This window comes from Martinezella rhizogenes, assembly GCF_027460065.1.
Lineage (GTDB): Bacteria > Pseudomonadota > Alphaproteobacteria > Rhizobiales > Rhizobiaceae > Agrobacterium > Agrobacterium rhizogenes_C.
The window spans coordinates 230,848-248,564 of sequence record NZ_JAPYZZ010000003.1 but is presented as its reverse complement, the minus strand read 5'-3'; the positions used below and the strand labels follow the sequence as shown (position 1 = coordinate 248,564).

Here is a 17,717-nt window from a genome sequence, read left to right as displayed (position 1 = left end):
TTGCGGCCTTGCGGCCTTGCGGCCTTGCGGCCTTGCGGCCTTGCGGCCTTGCGGCCTTGCGGCCTTGCGGCCTTGCGGCCTTGCGGCCTTGCGGCCTTGCGGCCTTGCTGGCGTCGCAGGCTAGCGCATCTGAAGAAGCTAGAGGAACGGAGACACCGCCTGCCTCAGAGGTTGACTATCGGGTGATCGCTCTTTGGCAAAAATGGCTCAAGGCACATGACGAAACTCAGCGCCTTTGTAAACTACAACAAGGCGTTGAAAGTAGGATGGTGGTCGCCGTCGGCTTCCCGCAGGTCAAAATCGCATTGCCGGGCAGGGCTGTAACAGTCTGGGCTTCGAGTCAGGAGGAGATTGATCGGATATGCGGCGACGCTCCTGAGCATCAAACCATCAAAGCTGAGGCACTAACTGCCCTTTGGGAACGGCAGGAAGCTTGGGATCGTTTAGATGAAGCATGGGGATACAGTCGCGCTCAGAAGGCCGAGATACGGTCTGACCGCCTTGAAATGCAGCTGGCGAAAGCATTGTGGGCGGAGCCTGCGATATCGATCACCGGAGCCATTGCTCAACTGCATTCCATTCATGTCACCTGATAGCAGCAGGGCCTGCCGGATGAATTCCCGTGGCTGGAACTCCGTATGGTTCTTGATGATCTGTCAAAAAATGTGCTGTCAGCATGAAGTTGCGAGCGAAATCCGCCCGAGTTTCTATTTCCTTGCTTTGGCACGGAATCTTTGACGCATAAAGCTCGCATCGCTAGCTACTTCCACATCGCCCGCATCCTTGCCCCCACATCGATACGGATCTGCTGCGCGCTGCGTTCCGAGGCGGCGGCTGAGGCCAATGGCCACGTGGCCGTCTCGAAAAATTGCAGCAATGTCGCCGGTATGAAGCGGGTTCTTGCGGCGTAAACATGCCGGTCGCCCTGATGGTTCTGGCCGCCGGTGAAGAAGCGTTGCGGGGTGATCAGCGACAGGCTGTCCTTGGCGCGGGTCATGGCGACGTAAAGCAGTCGGCGCTCTTCCTCCAGTTCCTGGGTGGTGCCGACCCCAAGGTCGGAGGGTATGCAGCCATCGACCACGTTGAGGATGAAGACGGATCGCCATTCCTGGCCCTTGGCCGAATGGATGGTCGAGAGGCTGAGATAGTCTTCGTCGAGAAGCGGCACGCCGGCCTGATCGCTGGTGGCATCCGGCGGGTCAAGCGTCAGCTCGGTCAGAAAACGCTCGCGTGAAGGATAACCGCCGGCGATCTGCTCGAGTTGCTGCAGATCGGCCTTGCGGGTGTCGGCATCCTCATGGATGCGTTCGAGATGGGGCTCGTACCACAGGCGTGCCAGCCCGATTTCGCCTGGCCAGCCGTTCTGGCTCCGCCTCAGGCCCAGCAGCAATTGTGTGAAAGCCGTCCAGTCGTCACCGGTTTTCGGCGGTGGTGGAATTTCGGCAAGGGCCAGCAGCGGCTCAGGGTCCGGGGCTATCGTATCGAGGATATTGCCGGCTTTCTTCGGCCCGATGCCGGGCAGCATCTGCAGCAGCCGGAAACCGGCGACGCGGTCGCGCGGGTTCTGCGCGAAACGGAGCACGGCCAGCATGTCCTTCACATGGGCACTGTCGAGGAATTTCAGGCCGCCGAATTTGACGAAGGGGATGTTGCGGCGGGTGAGCTCGACTTCGAGCGGGCCGCTATGGCTGGAGGTGCGGAACAGCACGGCCTGCTGTTTCAGCGTCGTGCCGGTTTCGCGATTGGCGAGAATCTGGTCGATTATGAAATTCGCCTGTTCGGTTTCATCCTTCACCGTCACGAGCTTCGGTCGTTCAAGTGAGGGCCGCTCTGTCCACAGGTTCTTGGTAAAACGTTCGCGCGCCAGATCGATGACGCCATTGGAGGCGGCCAGAATCGGCTGCGTCGAACGATAGTTGCGATCCAGCGTGATGATATCGGCCGCCGGGCTGAAGCATGCCGGAAAATCGAGGATGTTGCGCACTGTCGCAGCCCGGAAGGAATAGATCGACTGCGCATCGTCACCCACCACGGTCAGCCCGCGTCCACCGGGTTTCATCGCCATCAGCACGGATGCCTGCAGCCGGTTGGTATCCTGATATTCGTCCACCATCACATGGTCGAAACGGTTGCCGATGTCATCAGCCAGAACGGGATCGCTGACCATCTGCGCCCAGTAGAGCAGGAGATCGTCGTAATCGAGCACGTTCTGGATCTGCTTGGCCTCGACATAGGCTGCAAACAGTTCCTTCAGCTCGCTCTGCCAGTCGGAGACCCATGGATAGTGCTGGCGGAGGATGTCTTTTAACGGCATCTGGGAGTTCACGGCGCGCGAATAGATCGCAAGGCATGTCCCCTTCGTTGGAAAGCGGCTTTCTGTCTTGGAGAAACCGAGTTCGTGCCGGACAAGGTTCATCAGGTCGGCGCTGTCTTCGCGGTCATGGATGGTGAAATCGATATTGAGGCCGATCTGCTCGGCATAGATGCGCAACAGGCGTGCGCCGATGCCGTGGAACGTGCCGGACCAGGCGAGGGCATCGGTCATGATTGCCGAATTTGCCCCGAGAACCTGCTTGCAGATCCGCTCGACACGCCGCGACATTTCCGAGGCAGCCCGCCGCGAAAACGTCATCAGCAGGATGCGGCGGGGATCGGCGCCATTCACGATCAGATGGGCGACGCGGTGGGCAAGCGTATTGGTCTTGCCGGAACCGGCGCCGGCAATGATCAGCAGCGGACCGGCCGTCTCTCCATCCGCCAGGCCGACACCGTGTTCCACCGCCTTGCGCTGCTGCTCGTTCAACTTGTCCAGATAGGCAGCCGCCATCCTCGCATTCCCCAATATTCGCGCATCCACGAGGGTCGCTTCAGAAATTGCCACGGCGGTATCGGTCCACCGGTCGCGTCGTTGCTGCGATGATTAGCAAAGACTCACTTATGAAGCTAGAACAAATGCTGAACGCATGGCCTTTGCTGTTTTTGGCCAATTCCGACGTGATGCCACGGCGTTACGGCAGAAGTAACGCTCGGCGAATCTTTACGGAAAATGGAGACCGGCTGAACTGATCCAGACGCGAGCGGCCCCTTCCGTTTTCACAGGAAGCTGCTTTCGAACAGCTCAGCGGAGTAGGGCGCATGGGTCACGCCGGCTTCAAGGTCTGCCTTGGTCAGTTCATCGACGAAACTTCCATTCTGCATCACGAGAACCCGGTCACACATATGGGCGATGACCGCGAGATCGTGGCTGACGAGAACGAAGGTCAGGTCCCGTTCCTCGCGCTGGTCGGCAAGCAGGTTCAGGATTTCCGCCTGGATGGAGACGTCGAGCGCCGATGTCGGCTCGTCGAGCAGCAGGATCGGCGGCTCGAGTATCAGGGCGCGGGCGATGGCCACGCGCTGGCGCTGGCCGCCCGACAGTTCGTGCGGAAACCGTTCGGCGAAATGTGCGGGCAGGCCGACCTGTTGCAGGGCAGCTGGCACTTTCGACCAGCCATCGCCGAGACCCATGGCGCGGATCGGTTCGGCCAGAGCCCTGCCGATGCGGTGGCGCGGATGCAGCGAACCATAGGGATCCTGGAACACCATCTGCGCCAGTTTCAGTTCCTCGCGGCTGCGCAGCTTGCCGACCGGCTTGCCGTCAAAGCTGATCGAACCGGTCCAGCCGCCCTCCAAACCCGCCAGAGAGCGCAGCAAAGTCGACTTGCCGCAACCGCTTTCGCCGACGATGCCAAGCGTTTCGCCTCTATTGACCTTGAGGCTGACACCGCGCACGACGTGGTTTTGGTGTTCCTTCGCGCCGTAGACGACATCAAGCTTGTCCACCGTGATCATCGCAGCACCTCCGCATCGATTGCCTGACGGTCCAGCACCTTGAGACGGCGGACCGGGTTGCGGGGATCGGGCATCGCCGCGATGAGGCCGCGCGTATAGGGATGCTGCGCCTCTTCAAGTTTCGTCAGCGTCTCCACCACACGCCCGCCATACATGACGAGCACGCGCTCGCAGAAGGCTGCAACCATGCGGATGTCGTGGCTGATGAGGATCAGGCCGGCATCGTTTTCGCGCACCATCTCGTCCAGCAGCAGCAGGACATCCTTGCGCACGCTGACATCGAGAGCCGAGGTCGGCTCGTCGGCGATGACGAGCTTCGGTTTTGCCAGCAACATCATGGCGATCATGACGCGCTGGCCCATGCCGCCCGAAATCTGATGCGGATAGAGCCCCATCACCCGGTCGGGGTCACTGATGCGGACGCGCAGCAGCATGTTGCGCGCAGCGTCTCTGGCCGCGGCACCTTTAAGCACCAGATGCAGTTCCGCCGCCTCCGCGACCTGTTTTCCGATCGGCAGCACCGGGTTCAGCGAATAGCGCGGGTCCTGCATGATCAGCGCCATCTCGCTGCCGCGGATGGCGCCCATCTGGCGCTCGGATTTTTCGAGCAGCGGTTCGGAGAGGAAATCCATGCGCTCGGCGGTTACCGTGGCGCTTTTTGGCAGAAGCCGCATGGCCGCCCGGCCGGTCGTTGACTTGCCTGAGCCGGACTCACCGACGATACCGACCCTTTCGCGGCCGACATCGAAACTGACATCGGAGACGGCCGGAATGCTGTTGCGGCCGAACCGGACATTGAGGTTGCGGACCGAGAGGATGGGGGGGCTATCAGGAGCGGGCATGGCGCGGATCCAGGAGGTCGCGCAGCGTATCGCCGGCGATGTTGAAGGCAAGGCTCGTGAGCAGGATGGCGATGCCGGGCATGACGGCGACCCACCAGTAGTCGAGCATGAATTTGCGGCCGCTCGAGATCATCGCGCCCCATTCCGGCAGCGGCGGTTGCGCGCCGAGACCAAGAAAGCCGAGCGAGGCCGCGGTGAGGATGATGCCGGCCATGTTCAGCGTCAGTCGCACGATGACGGAGGGAATGCACATAGGCGCTATGTATAAAAACAGGATGCGCAGCGGCGAGGCGCCATAAAGACGGGCGGCGGCGACATAGTCGGTATTGCGAACGACCAGGGCTTCCGCACGGGCAAGGCGCGCTATCGGCGGCCAGGCCGTCAGCGAGATGGCGATGATCGCCGTGCCGAGACCGGCACCCATGGCGGCCGCGAAGGCAAGGGCCAGAACGAGCGACGGGAAGGACAGCACGATATCGGTGGCACGCATCAGGATCGCATCGGTGCGCCCGCCGAAGAAACCGGCCATGACGCCGATGGCAAGTCCAATCGGACCAACGATGATCGAGACCGAAAGCACGGTCTGGATGGTGATGCGGGTGCCATAAATGAGCCGGCTGAAAATATCACGGCCGAATTCGTCGGTGCCGGCCAGATGCGCCCAGCTCGGAGGCTGAAGCGCGTTTTCGAGAACCTGGCTGGCCGGGTCGTAGGGGGCAATCAGCGGCGCGAAAATGGCGACCAGAACCAGAATGGCCAGAATTGCAAAACCGAACATGCCAAGCGGTTCGTCCGCGAGCTTGCGCAGCGTGCGCCCCGTGGTGGTTGACAGGCGGGAGAGGGCGCTGCGGCGAGGAACGGGATTGGTGTGGGTGATGTCGGTCATCGTGCGACCTCCCGTGTCCGGGGATCGAGCGTTGTATAGGCCAGATCCGCAAGGAAATTGAGCATCATGAAGACGAAGCCGATGACGATTGTGGCCGCAAGAATGGCATTCATGTCGCCGATGAGCAGCGCGTTGGTCATATATTGGCCGATACCAGGCCAGGAAAAGACGATCTCGGTAACGACGGCGCCTTCCAGCAGGTTGCCATAGGAGATTGCGAGAACGGTAATCAGCTGCACGGCGATGTTGGGAAGCACATGCCGGGTGATCGTCCGTGTCGGGCTGACGCCCTTTGCCCGTGCGGCGATCACATAGTCCTGGCTAAGCTGCTCAAGCGTGAAGGCGCGGGTCATGCGGGTAATATAGGCCATTGCCATGTAGGCGAGAATGATGGCCGGCAGGATGATGTGCGACAGCGCGTTCCAGAAGATTTCCGTTTCGCCCGCAAGCAGACTGTCGACGAGCATCAGCCCCGTTTTCGGTTCAACGATGCCTTCGTAGAAAACATCGACCCGACCGGGTCCGCCGACGAGGTTGAAGCTGGCGTAGAAAACCACAAGGCCGACGATGCCGAACCAGAAGACCGGTATCGAATGTCCGACCAGCGCAAAGACGCGCGCGAACTTATCGATGAACGTATCCCGGAAGAGGGCGGCAGCGAGGCCGAGCGGAACACCGATGATGGTGGAGATGATGATGGCGAGCGTGGCGAGCTCGAAGGTGGCGGGGAAGGCCTGTGCCAGATCGCGGGTCACCGGGTTCCCCGTCAGGATCGCAATGCCGAAATCGCCATGGAGCAGGCCGCGCAGATAAATGAAGAACTGCTGGTAGAGTGGCAGATCGAGACCAAGTCGTGCCCTCATCGCCTCATAGGCTTTTGGATCGGCAAGCTCGCCGACGATCGCGCCGACCGGATCGGTCGGCATGACGCGGCCGATGATGAAGGTGATGCAGAGCAGGATGAAGAGGCTGACGATCAGTTGCAGGAAACGATGTCCAAGCCCGCGCAGGGAAATTTCCGTCATTGCTGACCGCGCTTTCCTGCAGGAAGCCCTTCAGTGCCAGAGAACGCAAAAGCCGCTCGCCGCAGACGCGCAATTCTCCTCTGTAAAAACTCTTGATGGTACTTCATCCCAACTCCTCCCTGAGCTAACATGAAAACATATGACGTGCTGCCATGTCATCATATGAGTAACGAAGGGATTCGTATTCTGCAAGAGGGAAGAGTGGCATGATTGGCGATAAGGCGAGGCCGCGGGAGAGGCGGGCACAACAGATCATCGATAATCTCAGCGCAGAAATTCGCAGTGGAAAACTGAAAAATGGTGACCAGTTGCCCACCGAACCGCAGCTTGAACGGACCTATGGCGTGAGCCGGACGGTGGTTCGCGAGGCAATCGCCGATCTTCGGTCTGCGGGTTATGTCGTTCCCATCCAGGGCAAGGGTGTTTTTGTCAGCAATGCCAGCGAATGGACCGGTGTGAAGCTGACGCAATCGGAAGTCGGCACGATTGCCGAAACCCTGGAAATGCTGGAATTCCGGCTTGCAACAGAAGGCGAAGCGGCGGCGATCGCCGCTTATCGCCGCACAGCCCAGCAGGAGGCTGCAATCTCTGCGGCGCATAGGAAAATGGCTCGCGCCATCGATGCCGGCGAAACCACTGTCGATGCCGATTACGAGTTTCATTCCGCCATCGCGATTGCCACCAATAACCGCTTTTACCTCGAGGCCCTTCGCCAGTTTGGCTCACGCTCCATTCCTCGCGGCCAGTTTCCGACGCTGCCGGAAACCGGCAATGCGAATTATCTGCGCAAGGTGCAGGCGGAGCATGAGGCTATCCTGCGGGCCATCGTAGAGCAGGACCCCGAGGCAGCACGAAAAGCCATGCGTGAGCACATGCTTGCGAGCCAGCGTCGATACCGGTTGCTTTCGGAAGCGCAATAGCGTCTCGACACTCATCTTATTTCATGCGATGTCATATGATGACTTGCATGGGAGAGGAGAGAATCGATGTATGTCGGTACCCAGGTTGCTGCGCGCGATGATGAGGATTTCAAGGTTTGGGCGCAGCTCGGCGTCAAAAACATAAGCGCTGACCCGCCCGGAAAACCCGCTAGCTGGGTTCTGGATGACTTCGAGCGTCTGCGCGACAAGGTCGAAAGCTTCGGCCTCGTTCTGGACATGGTGCAATTGCCGCTGCCGTCCCGTCCCATCGAACAGGCATCGTATCCGGATATCCTGCTTGCCGGTCCGGAGCGTGACCGGCAAATCGATGCCGTCTGCACGATGATTGAAAATATCGCAAAAGCCGGCATTCCGGCGGCGAAATACAATCTCAACCTCATCGGCATTCCGCGCACCGAAATGGAACTTGGCCGCGGCGGTTCGCTGAACGAAGCCTGGCGGTGGGACAAGGCCGACCACAATGCCGATCCGGGTCTGGCCGGTGTTCTCTCCGAAGACGATAACTGGGAGCGGATCGACTATTTCCTGGAGCGCGTCGTGCCGGTTGCCGCAAGCAACAAGGTGCGCCTCGCCTGCCACCCGCATGATCCTTACACGCCGCCGGGCTACAAGGGAGTCACCCGTGTGCTCGGAACCGTCGAGGGACTGAAAAAATTCGTTCAGATGCGTGAAAACCCCTATCACGGGTTAAATTTCTGCCAGGGGTCCATCGGCGAGATGCTCGACAATCCGCGCGAGGAGATCGACGATATCATCCGCTGGTTCGGCAGCCGCGACAAGATTTTCAACGTCCATTTCCGCAATATCAGCGGCGGCAAGCTGTCCTTCATGGAAACCTTCCCCGATGAAGGCGACATGGACATGGTGCGCTCGCTGAAACTCTATCATGAGCTTGGCTATCGCTACATGATCATGCCCGACCATGTGCCGACGATCGCCGGCCGCGATCCTGTCGGCGTCGCTTTCGGTTTTTGTTACGGCTACATCGCAGCGCTGATCGAAGCGCTTGATAACAAACATCTCTGACTTTTTCGGGCCGGCGGCGTTGTGCAGTGTCGCCGGCCCTTTTTCCATCTTGAATGACCGATCTGTAGGAGGAGCAGGTATGAAAAAATCTTTGATCCGTCTCGCATTCACCACGGCTTTGGGCGCGATGCTGATGCAGGCGTCCCCAGTTTTCGCCAAAACGCCGAACGACCAGCTCATTGTCGCAACGTCGCTGGCGCAGGTGCTGTCACTCGACCCGCATCAGGCCACCGAAGCAAAAGCCAACGAAATCATGGCCAATCTCTACGATCGGCTGATTTCCGTCGATGGGTCGGGCAAGGTTTCCCCGCAACTCGCCGAGCGCTGGGAGACAGACGAGAAGGGCATCACCTTCCATCTGCGCGAAGCGAATTTTGCTTCCGGCAACCCGGTGACGTCGGCTGATGTCGTATATTCGTTCAGCCGCCTGTTGAAGATGAACCAGGCCGCCGCCGCGAACCTGAAGCGCGTTGGTTATAACGCCGATAATGTCGACAAGCTGGTGACCGCCCCGGATGAAAAGACGGTGCGGATTGGTCTTTCGGGGGAAACGACCTCCGAACTGCTGCTCTATCGGCTCGCCATGGTCATCGCCAGCGTCGTCGACAGCAAGGAGCTCAAGTCGCATGAAGTCGATGGCGATTGGGGCAATGGCTGGCTCAGAACCAATTCCGCCGGTTCCGGGCCCTTCACGCTTAATCGCTGGTCACCGAATGAGATCATCATTCTGGAAGCGAACAAGGATTATGTGGCCGGCAGCCCGAAAATGCGCCGCGTCATCGTGCGGCATGTGCCGGAAAGCCAGGTCGAGCGCCTCATGCTGGACCGTGGTGACATCGACATCGCCAGCGCGCTGACGGCGGCCGATCTCGCCACCTTTAATAACAAGGAAGGCTTTCAGATCCAGCGCGTGCCAACGGGCGGTTTTTACGTCCTGTCCATGAATGCCGGCAAGGAGCCCCTGTCGAACCCGAAGGTTCGTGAAGCGATTGCCTATGGTATCGATTACAAGGGGATGGAAAAAACCATCATGGGTCCTTACGGCCGCGCGCGGACCGTGCCGGTGCCGGAGAACTTCGAATACGCCATCCCGAGCCCGGACTGGAAACTCGATGTTCCCAAGGCCAAGGAACTCCTCAAGGAGGCCGGTTATGAGAACGGCTTCACGCTCAATCTGAAGACGATTGCACAGACGCCGCGCATCGACCTTGCCACCGCCATTCAGGCCTCGCTCAGCCAGATCGGCATCAAGGTCAATATTCAGCAAGGCAATGGCTCTGATGTGATCGCCGCGCACCGTGCACGCGATTTCGATCTGCTCATTCCACAGACCGGCGCTTATATGCCCAATGTACTCGGATCGATGGAGCAGTTTTCCAGCAACCCCGACAATTCGCTTGCTGCAAACAATGCCGGCAATTTCGTCTGGCGCTCCGCCTGGGACATCCCGGAACTGACGGCGCTCACGGCGAAGGCTTCGCTGGAGCCCGATGCCAAGAAGCGGGGCGAAATCTACACGCAGATGCAGGAAATGTTCGTTGCGCAGAAGCCAGCAGTGCTGCCGCTTTTCGAGCGATACGAGCCGATCGTGCTGAATGCGCGGGTGAAGGATTATGTCGGGCATCCAAGCCAGACGACCCGCCTGGAAAACGTGACGAAGGAATAACGAGCAGGCAAATGCTTCCCTATGAATAGAGAGCGGGCGGTTTTACCGCCCGTTTTTATTTCAGTCTGCTTGGCGGCTTGCGGCAACCTTGGCTCTTTGGCTTGCGCGGCTTAAGCGCCAGCCACGATGTCGCGTGCATTTTCTGGAAATACGCAATTCTTGCGACTATCCCGTGAATTTTTGGGGTTTTCTCCAAGGCTTCACCGGATTAGACACCGGTGGTGACCATTCCTTCCGTCGGGTACGAGCCACAGGCTTCGCCCGCCACTCTCTCGCAGATGTGTTGTCTCCCATGAATCTTGCCCAGATAAAACTTCCGTCGCGGCCGTTGAGCCTCAAGCGTGGCGTCATTTCGGTGCCTCCTGCCTATTATTTTTCCATTCCGGTGCTTGTGGCGATCCTTGCCGTCATGCTTGTGGCCGAAGGTCCGGGCATTCTGCGCGATTATCAGATCAGCAAGGACCCGCTGGAAATCGAAAACGGCGATATCAACGGCAGCTGCAAGACGCGCAAGGCGATCTTCACGACCTGCGAGGCGGAGCTTTCCTATGATCATGGCGGCGTCAGCTACAAGAAGGACGTCGAGGTGATGTTCGTCGATTTCCATTCCGGCGATTACGAAACCGGACTGGTCATTTCCGCGAAGAACCCGGGACTCGCAACGATTTCGCTGGGTCTCGACATGCTCTGGAACCGCATCATCACGCTTGGCGTGTTCGTTGCCCTACTTGGTTTCGGCAGTCTCGCGATGCTGTTCACGCTTATCCGTGTGCTGCGTGTCCGCCTGCAGCTGCGGCATGCAGCACCTTTGACCGTCATTCCCGTTGCACTGACGGCTGTGGCCGAAAAGCGCAGCCGTCTATTCGTCACCTATGCCGATACGGTGAGGGACGGGAAGACCAAGCGGCAATCCTTCACCCATCTTGAGCGCGGTCGCATTCCCGTTGTCGTCGGCCACACCGACAAACATGATGTGGCGCTGGCGGTCGTGCATGGCAACAGCGCACTGCCGGTTCTCATCGACGACCAGCTGGAGCGGATCGACCTTACGGAGAAGGAGAGGGCAGAGGCTCTCGCTTCGCTTGCCCCGCTGCTTGCGAATGAGACACAGGCGGGTGCCGCGGCCCAGGGCGCGGCGATAAAGAAAGGACCGAGCCTCCTGCGAAGGCTGGGAACGTTCGTTGCCATCGTAGCCCTCATCATCGTCGCGGTCTTTGGTTACTGGCTGTGGTATGTCACCAGTGCTCCGTCGCAGTTCAATTCACCCGGCATGGACATCAACAACATGCTGCCGACGGCACTCAACGAGTGGGGTTGTGCGCGCTTGCAGGAGCGTTTCTCCGATGGCCCAGCGCCTTTCGGGTGCACCGCAGCCGATTACCGAAGCTGGAAATAAAGCCTCGGGCCACCATTTTCTTCGGGCCGGTTTGCCGAAAGTGTTACAGCTTGGCACGCTGGCCCGGACACTTTTTCGTGCGCGAAAAAATATTGATACAATTATCAATGGTTGCATTAGAGATTTATAAATAAAGCACTCCCATAGTGCCACCGTGAGCGGTTCTTCAGAGGCTGGGAGAGTGCATCATGTTCACGGTTTTGGAATGCGTTGCCATACAGCACGACCATGCGGTTGTTCTTCTTGCAGCTGTTATCTGCTTGCTTGGCATGTTTGCTTTTTTTCATCTTCTGTTGCGCGCTGAGGAAAGTCCGGCGGGCCGCAAGCCCTATTGGGTTCTGGTTGCGGCCTTTGCCGCGGGACTGAGCGTCTGGGCCACCCATTTCGTCGCCATGCTGGCCTATAAGGGCGCGGTTCCGATTGGTTACGACTTCTTTTTTACGGCTCTTTCGGCCCTTCTGGCCGTTTTTGGCTTCTGGCTGGCGCTCACGGCCCGCTCGCAGGCCATCTACAGTTCACTTGTCGTCGGAACGCTGGTCACGTTGTCGGTTGCCGTCATGCATTTCGTCGGAATGGCGGGCATGGATGTCGCGGCCACGATCAGCTATCGGTGGGGCCCGGTTCTCAGCGGTTTTGCCGTCGCCTTGGTGGCTTTTGTTCTGGCCTTTTTCCTTTTTCATCGTCTGGGCTCATGGAAGCGCATCGCCGCGCCCGCCGGAGCGGCGATCTTCGGCATCTGCGCGCTGCATTTTACCACCATGTCAGCCACGGTGCTCACGCCGGATCCATCCGTGTCAGGGCCTGACCCCGACAATGTCGCCAGGCTGATCATGATCTGCGCCATTTCAGGCGTCACCTTCCTGATCCTTTCCTCCACCGCCGTCGCCGCTCTGGTGGATCGTTACCTTGTCGATCTCAAAGGGCTGGTGGATGCGACGCTGGATGGCCTCGCCGTCGTCCGTGACGGGCGGATCGTGGAGTTGAATACCCGGTTTGCCGGCCTTCTTGGCCGGGATGAAGCATCGCTGGTCGGACAGAACCCCGATGATCTCTTCAAGGCCATCGATGGACAGCCCGCCTATCTGCCGCGTCCTGCGCCGGTGGAGGCGATCCGCGAGCGGGGCGGGCACGCACAGGTCTTCGAACTCGGCGTGCGCACGATCGAATATCGCGGCCGCCCCTGCGAGGTGATGGCCATTCGCGACCTGACGGAAAAGCGGGAAGCGCAGCGGGAAATCGAATATCTCGCGCGCCACGATGTCCTGACCGGCCTCTCCAACCGCACCATGTTCCAGACCCGTCTTCACCAGCAGATCGAGAATGGCGACGAGGAGGACGAATTTGCGCTGCTGGCGCTCGATCTCGACCGGTTCAAGGCGGTCAACGACATATTCGGCCATGCCGAAGGCGACCGCGTCCTGAAGAAAGTCGCCGCCATCCTCGATGAATGTGCAAGGGCAGGCGATGTGGTCGCCCGTCTTGGCGGCGATGAATTTGTGATATTGACCACCCGGCATACGAAGGCGGACGAAGCGCGCCTGCTGGCCGAAACGATCCTTGGCATGTTCGCCCTGAAGATGAATGTCGCCAATGACCCGACCGCCGTCGGTGTCAGCATCGGCATCGCCGTGTTCCCGCGCGACGGTCGGGATGATGAAAGCATCATGCACGCGGCAGATCTGGCGCTTTACCGCGCCAAGGTTGGCGGGCGCGGCATATTGGCTTTTTACGATCCTCTGATGGATCAGGAGGCGCGTGAGCGCCGGCAGCTCGAAACGGATTTGCGGCTTGCCGTCAATCGCAACGAGTTGCTGTTGAACTACCAGCCGGTCCTGTCGGTGGAATGTGGTCAGGTCGTCGGTTACGAGGCGCTGGTGCGCTGGCAGCACCCGACAAGGGGCGTGGTCCCGCCGGATGTCTTCATCCCTATCGCGGAGGAAAGCGGGATCATCATCTCGCTCGGCGAATGGGTGCTGCGTGAGGCCTGCCGTCAGGCAAGCACCTGGGCGCCGCATCTGAAGATCGCGGTGAATGTCTCGCCCTTGCAGTTTTCGCTGGCCAATCTCGGCCATGTCGTCTGCACTGTGCTGATGCAGACCGGACTTTCGCCGAACCGGCTGGAACTGGAGATTACCGAGGCAGCACTTCTCAAAGACCGCAAAGCGACTTTGGTCATCCTCAACCAGCTGAAGGCGCTCGGTGTTGCCATCGTCATGGATGATTTCGGCACGGGGTACTCTTCGCTCAGCAACCTGCAGAGCTTCCCCTTCGACAAGATCAAGATCGATCGCAGCTTCATCGCCGCCATGAGCGAGGATGACAATGCCCGCGCCATCGTGCGTGCGGTGATCGGCCTTGGCCGCAGCCTCGATCTGCCGGTCACGGCGGAAGGGATCGAAACGGACGCGCAATACCGCATGGTGGTCGATGAGGGTTGCGCCCAGGCGCAGGGTTATCTCTTCGGCAAACCGGATGTGGCTCCGGCTCCTGCCGCGAGCACCGCCAAACGCAAGAAACATTCCGTTTGATCAGAGATGCGACGGCGCACGGCGCCGTCGCCCTCCTTTCCCATGTTCGATGGAACGAGAGCGTAGGCAGATCGTTAGGATTGCGTGTGATGTGTCCACGCTGCGCTGACCGGCTGCATGATGCCCCAGTCATGAACGCGCCACGGATGGACCTCTATCCATGGGAGAGACTGCGATGACAGACCGCCTCAAGCCTCAGGATCCGTGCAGAGAGAACCGGCACGCCGGTGAGGGGCGACGGCCATGAACCGCCGGGCGAGCTGGAAGGGGCACCTCTCATTTGCCGATTTCAACTGCGAAATCGGCCTTTATTCCGCGCTTACCTCGGCGGAGAAGATTTCGTTCAATATCGTCAACCGCAAGACCGGTCACCGCGTCGAGCGGCAATATGTCGATAGCGATACCGGCGAGCCGGTGGTTCGTGATGATCAAGTCAAAGGGTATGAACTCGACAATGGCGACCATATCGTCATCGAGGGAGACGAGATCGCAAAGCTGATGCCTGACAGCGACAAGGTCATCCACGTCAAACATTTTCTGCCCTGTGACGAGATCGACAAGCTCTATTTCGACAAGTCCTATTATCTCGCGCCGACCGGGGAGGGTGGCGAAGGGGCGCTGACGCTTCTCGCCAAGGCGATGGACGACGAGAATGTCGTGGCACTCGGCGAAGCCGTGCTTTTCCGCCGCAACCGCATTCTGCTGATCCGCCCGAGCGGCAAGGCGCTTGTCGCGACGACGCTGAATTTCAGCTACGAGGTTCGCTCGGAGACATCCGTTTTCAAGTCGATCCCCGATATCGAGTTCGATGATGAAATGCTGGAACTTGCCGGCCACATCATCGAAAAACGGGCGGGTACATTCGATCCGGCCGACTATAGCGACCGGTATAATGATGCGCTGGCGGAACTGGTGAAAGCCAAGATCGAAGGCCGGGAAATCGCCAAACCACAGCCGCGCAAGGAAGACAATATCATCGATCTCAAGGAGGCCCTGCGCCGCAGCGCCGGTGCCGGAGCAGGCAGCGCAAAAAAGGCCACGGCATCAGGCCGCAAGGCCTCGCGGAAAGCGAGCTGATCCATGGGATTGCAGACCTATAACGCCAAGCGCAGTTTCGACAAGACGCCGGAGCCTAAAGGCACAAAGACTGAAAAACCGGGATCGAGCTTCGTCATCCAGAAACACGATGCCCGCCGCCTGCATTATGATTTTCGCCTGGAAATGGATGGGGTGCTGAAAAGCTGGGCGGTGACGCGTGGCCCGAGCCTCGATCCCGAAGACAAGCGCCTTGCCGTGCATGTGGAGGATCATCCGCTGAGCTATGGCGACTTTGAAGGCGTCATCCCCAAGGGACAATATGGCGGCGGCACCGTGATCGTCTGGGACCGCGGCGTCTGGCAGCCGATTGGTGACGCCCGGAAAGGTTACCGCAAGGGCCATCTTGAATTTGAACTGGAGGGTGAAAAGCTTAGGGGGCGCTGGCATCTGGTGCGCATGCACGGCAAGCCCGGAGAAAGCCGGGAGAACTGGCTGCTGATCAAGGGGGACGATGAGGAGGCGAGGCATAAAGGCGGTGCTGATATTCTCGAGGAAAGGCCGGAATCCGTAAAGACCGGCCGCAGTGTCGAGGAGGTCGCAAAAAAACCGGAGGATACCTGGAATTCCAAGCCGGTCTCGAAAAAGGCCGCTGCCTCGACATCCGGCCAGAAACAGGCGCATGCGCTGCCCAAAGGAGCACGCAAACAGGCCTTGCCATCTTTCGTGCCGCCCGCACTCGCCACGCTGAAGCCGAAACTGCCGGAGGGATCACGCTGGCTGCATGAAATCAAATTCGATGGTTACCGCCTGCAGGCGCGTGTCGATCAGGGCAAACTTCAGCTTCTGACCCGCAGCGGGCTGGACTGGACGGAAAAATTCGGCGCGGCAGTGGCGGCGGCACTCACGGCGCTGCCGGCAGAAACTGTTCTGATCGACGGTGAAATTGTCGTCGAACGCGATAGTGGCGCTTCCGATTTCTCCGCCTTGCAGCAGGATCTGAGCGAAGGACGCGACGACCGGTTTGTCTTTTATGCCTTCGATCTCCTTTATCTCGATGGCAGCGATCTGCGCGGCGCGGCGCTGAGCGAACGAAAGGCGCTGCTGGAAAAACTGTTGCCGGCGGGCGATCCCCATCTCCGCTACAGCCAGCATTTCGAGGAAAGTGGTGCGCTGGTGCTTGATCACGCCTGCCGGCTCAGCCTCGAAGGCGTGATTTCCAAGGTCAAGAGCAGCAAATATGTTTCCGGCCGCAAGGGCGAATGGGTAAAGTCCAAATGTTCGATGCGGCAGGAATTTGTCATTGGCGGTTATACCGTCTCCTCGACTTCGGAGCATGCCGTCGGCTCGCTGGCACTCGGGGTCTATGAAAACGGCAAACTGCGGCATGTCGGCCGTGTCGGCACCGGTTATTCCAGCGAAGTCGCGGAGATGATATTTTCTCGTCTGCAGCCGCTGGAACGCAAGAACAGCCCCTTCGGCGACAAGCTGACCGCGCTTGCCCGCCGTGATCTCCATTTCGTGAAACCGGAACTCGTGGCGGAAGTGGAGTTTCGCGCATGGTCGGGAGATGGCAATCTGCGTCACGCATCCTTCCGGGGGCTGCGTGAAGACAAACCGGCGGGCGAAATCGAACGCGAGGAGAAGGCCGTGTCGGATACCCATACGCCGCAGTCGAAGATCAAGTTCACCCATCCCGACCGGCTCTATTGGCCGGATGACGGCGTGACCAAGGAGGGGCTTGCCGACTATTATGCGCAGGTATGGCGGTACATGGCGCCCTTTGTCGTCAACCGGCCGCTGGCGCTGCTTCGCTGCCCGGAGGGAATAGAGGGCCAACGGTTTTTCCAGAAACACGCCTGGCGCGGCATCAACAAGGCAATCGAGCAGATCAAGGATCCCAAGGACAAGGGTGGCGAACCGCTGATCCGCATCACTGATTTCGACGGCATGATGGCGCTCGTGCAATCCGCCGCGCTTGAAATCCACCCCTGGGGCGTCACCACTGCCAATTGGGAAAAGCCTGACATGATCACCATGGATATCGACCCCGGCGAGGATGTGGCCTGGGACGCGGTGATCGAGGCGGCGCAAGAACTCAAACGGCGCTTCGAAGAGGCGGGCCTTGTCGCTTTCGTCAAGACGTCGGGTGGCAAGGGGCTGCATGTGGTCTCGCCGCTGAAACCGCAGGCGGGCTGGGCGCCGGTCAAGGCCTTCGCCACAGCCATGGCGGCGGATATGTCGAAGGCTGAACCGGAAAAATATCTTTCCGTCGCCACCAAGGCGAAACGTCAGGGCCGCATCTTCATCGATTATCTGCGCAATGGCCGGGGCAACACGGCGGTGGCGGCCTATTCGACCCGCGCCCGGCCGGGTGCGGCCATTTCCGCACCGTTGGAGTGGTCTGAACTGACGGCGGAGATCGGCCCGGCCCATTTCACCGTCAATAATATCGGCACGCGGCTCTCCGCCCTGAAAAAAGACCCGTGGGACGACTTTTTTGCTGCCGCCGAACCGCTGCCGAAAAAGGCGCGCTGATCC

General features: G+C 59.6%; 13 protein-coding genes. 8 read left to right on the top strand and 5 right to left on the bottom strand.

What is annotated here, in order from left to right; translation table 11 throughout:
* Positions 1-182 precede the first annotated feature (182 nt).
* Positions 183-593, top strand: a complete 411-nt coding sequence (locus O8B93_RS07665; protein WP_269709243.1) for a hypothetical protein — start codon at positions 183-185, stop codon at positions 591-593.
* Between the two features lie 167 nt (positions 594-760).
* Here the strand turns inward: O8B93_RS07665 and O8B93_RS07660 are convergent, their stop codons facing one another.
* The 5 genes from O8B93_RS07660 to O8B93_RS07640 form a co-directional block, all read right to left on the bottom strand.
* Positions 761-2,827, bottom strand: coding sequence for an ATP-dependent helicase (locus O8B93_RS07660; protein ID WP_269709242.1), 2,067 nt, complete (start codon positions 2,825-2,827; stop codon positions 761-763).
* A 266-nt stretch (positions 2,828-3,093) separates the two neighbouring features.
* On the bottom strand, positions 3,094-3,831 hold the full coding sequence (locus O8B93_RS07655; RefSeq protein ID WP_269709241.1) for an ABC transporter ATP-binding protein: 738 nt from the start codon (positions 3,829-3,831) through the stop codon (positions 3,094-3,096).
* On the bottom strand, positions 3,828-4,673 hold the full coding sequence (locus O8B93_RS07650; RefSeq protein WP_269709240.1) for an ABC transporter ATP-binding protein: 846 nt from the start codon (positions 4,671-4,673) through the stop codon (positions 3,828-3,830). Before O8B93_RS07650 ends, O8B93_RS07655 begins: the two co-directional genes overlap by 4 nt.
* On the bottom strand, positions 4,660-5,559 hold the full coding sequence (locus O8B93_RS07645) for an ABC transporter permease (RefSeq protein ID WP_269709239.1): 900 nt from the start codon (positions 5,557-5,559) through the stop codon (positions 4,660-4,662). Before O8B93_RS07645 ends, O8B93_RS07650 begins: the two co-directional genes overlap by 14 nt.
* A complete protein-coding gene (locus O8B93_RS07640; RefSeq protein ID WP_269709238.1) occupies positions 5,556-6,584 on the bottom strand; it encodes an ABC transporter permease in 1,029 nt (342 codons plus the stop codon). Before O8B93_RS07640 ends, O8B93_RS07645 begins: the two co-directional genes overlap by 4 nt.
* Before the next feature lie 206 nt (positions 6,585-6,790).
* Between O8B93_RS07640 and O8B93_RS07635 the strand changes: the two genes are divergently transcribed.
* The 7 genes from O8B93_RS07635 to ligD all read left to right on the top strand — a co-directional run bounded on the left by O8B93_RS07635 (position 6,791) and on the right by ligD (position 17,714).
* Entirely contained in the window at positions 6,791-7,504 is a 714-nt protein-coding gene (locus O8B93_RS07635) for a FadR/GntR family transcriptional regulator (RefSeq protein WP_092733321.1), read from the top strand.
* A 66-nt stretch (positions 7,505-7,570) separates the two neighbouring features.
* Positions 7,571-8,551, top strand: a complete 981-nt coding sequence (locus O8B93_RS07630; RefSeq protein ID WP_269709237.1) for a mannonate dehydratase — start codon at positions 7,571-7,573, stop codon at positions 8,549-8,551.
* A 127-nt stretch (positions 8,552-8,678) separates the two neighbouring features.
* On the top strand, positions 8,679-10,217 hold the full coding sequence (locus O8B93_RS07625) for an ABC transporter substrate-binding protein (protein ID WP_405049047.1): 1,539 nt from the start codon (positions 8,679-8,681) through the stop codon (positions 10,215-10,217).
* Positions 10,218-10,509: 292 nt separating this feature from the next.
* Positions 10,510-11,613, top strand: coding sequence for a hypothetical protein (locus O8B93_RS07620; RefSeq protein WP_269709235.1), 1,104 nt, complete (start codon positions 10,510-10,512; stop codon positions 11,611-11,613).
* A gap of 188 nt (positions 11,614-11,801) precedes the next feature.
* A complete protein-coding gene (locus O8B93_RS07615) occupies positions 11,802-14,141 on the top strand; it encodes a bifunctional diguanylate cyclase/phosphodiesterase (protein WP_269709234.1) in 2,340 nt (779 codons plus the stop codon).
* 243 nt (positions 14,142-14,384) lie between these two features.
* Positions 14,385-15,218: a non-homologous end joining protein Ku gene (gene ku, locus O8B93_RS07610; protein WP_269709233.1), complete on the top strand. Its 834-nt coding sequence runs from the start codon at positions 14,385-14,387 to the stop codon at positions 15,216-15,218.
* Between the two features lie 3 nt (positions 15,219-15,221).
* A complete protein-coding gene (gene ligD / locus O8B93_RS07605) occupies positions 15,222-17,714 on the top strand; it encodes a DNA ligase D (RefSeq protein ID WP_269709231.1) in 2,493 nt (830 codons plus the stop codon).
* The last annotated feature ends 3 nt before the right edge of the window (positions 17,715-17,717 follow it).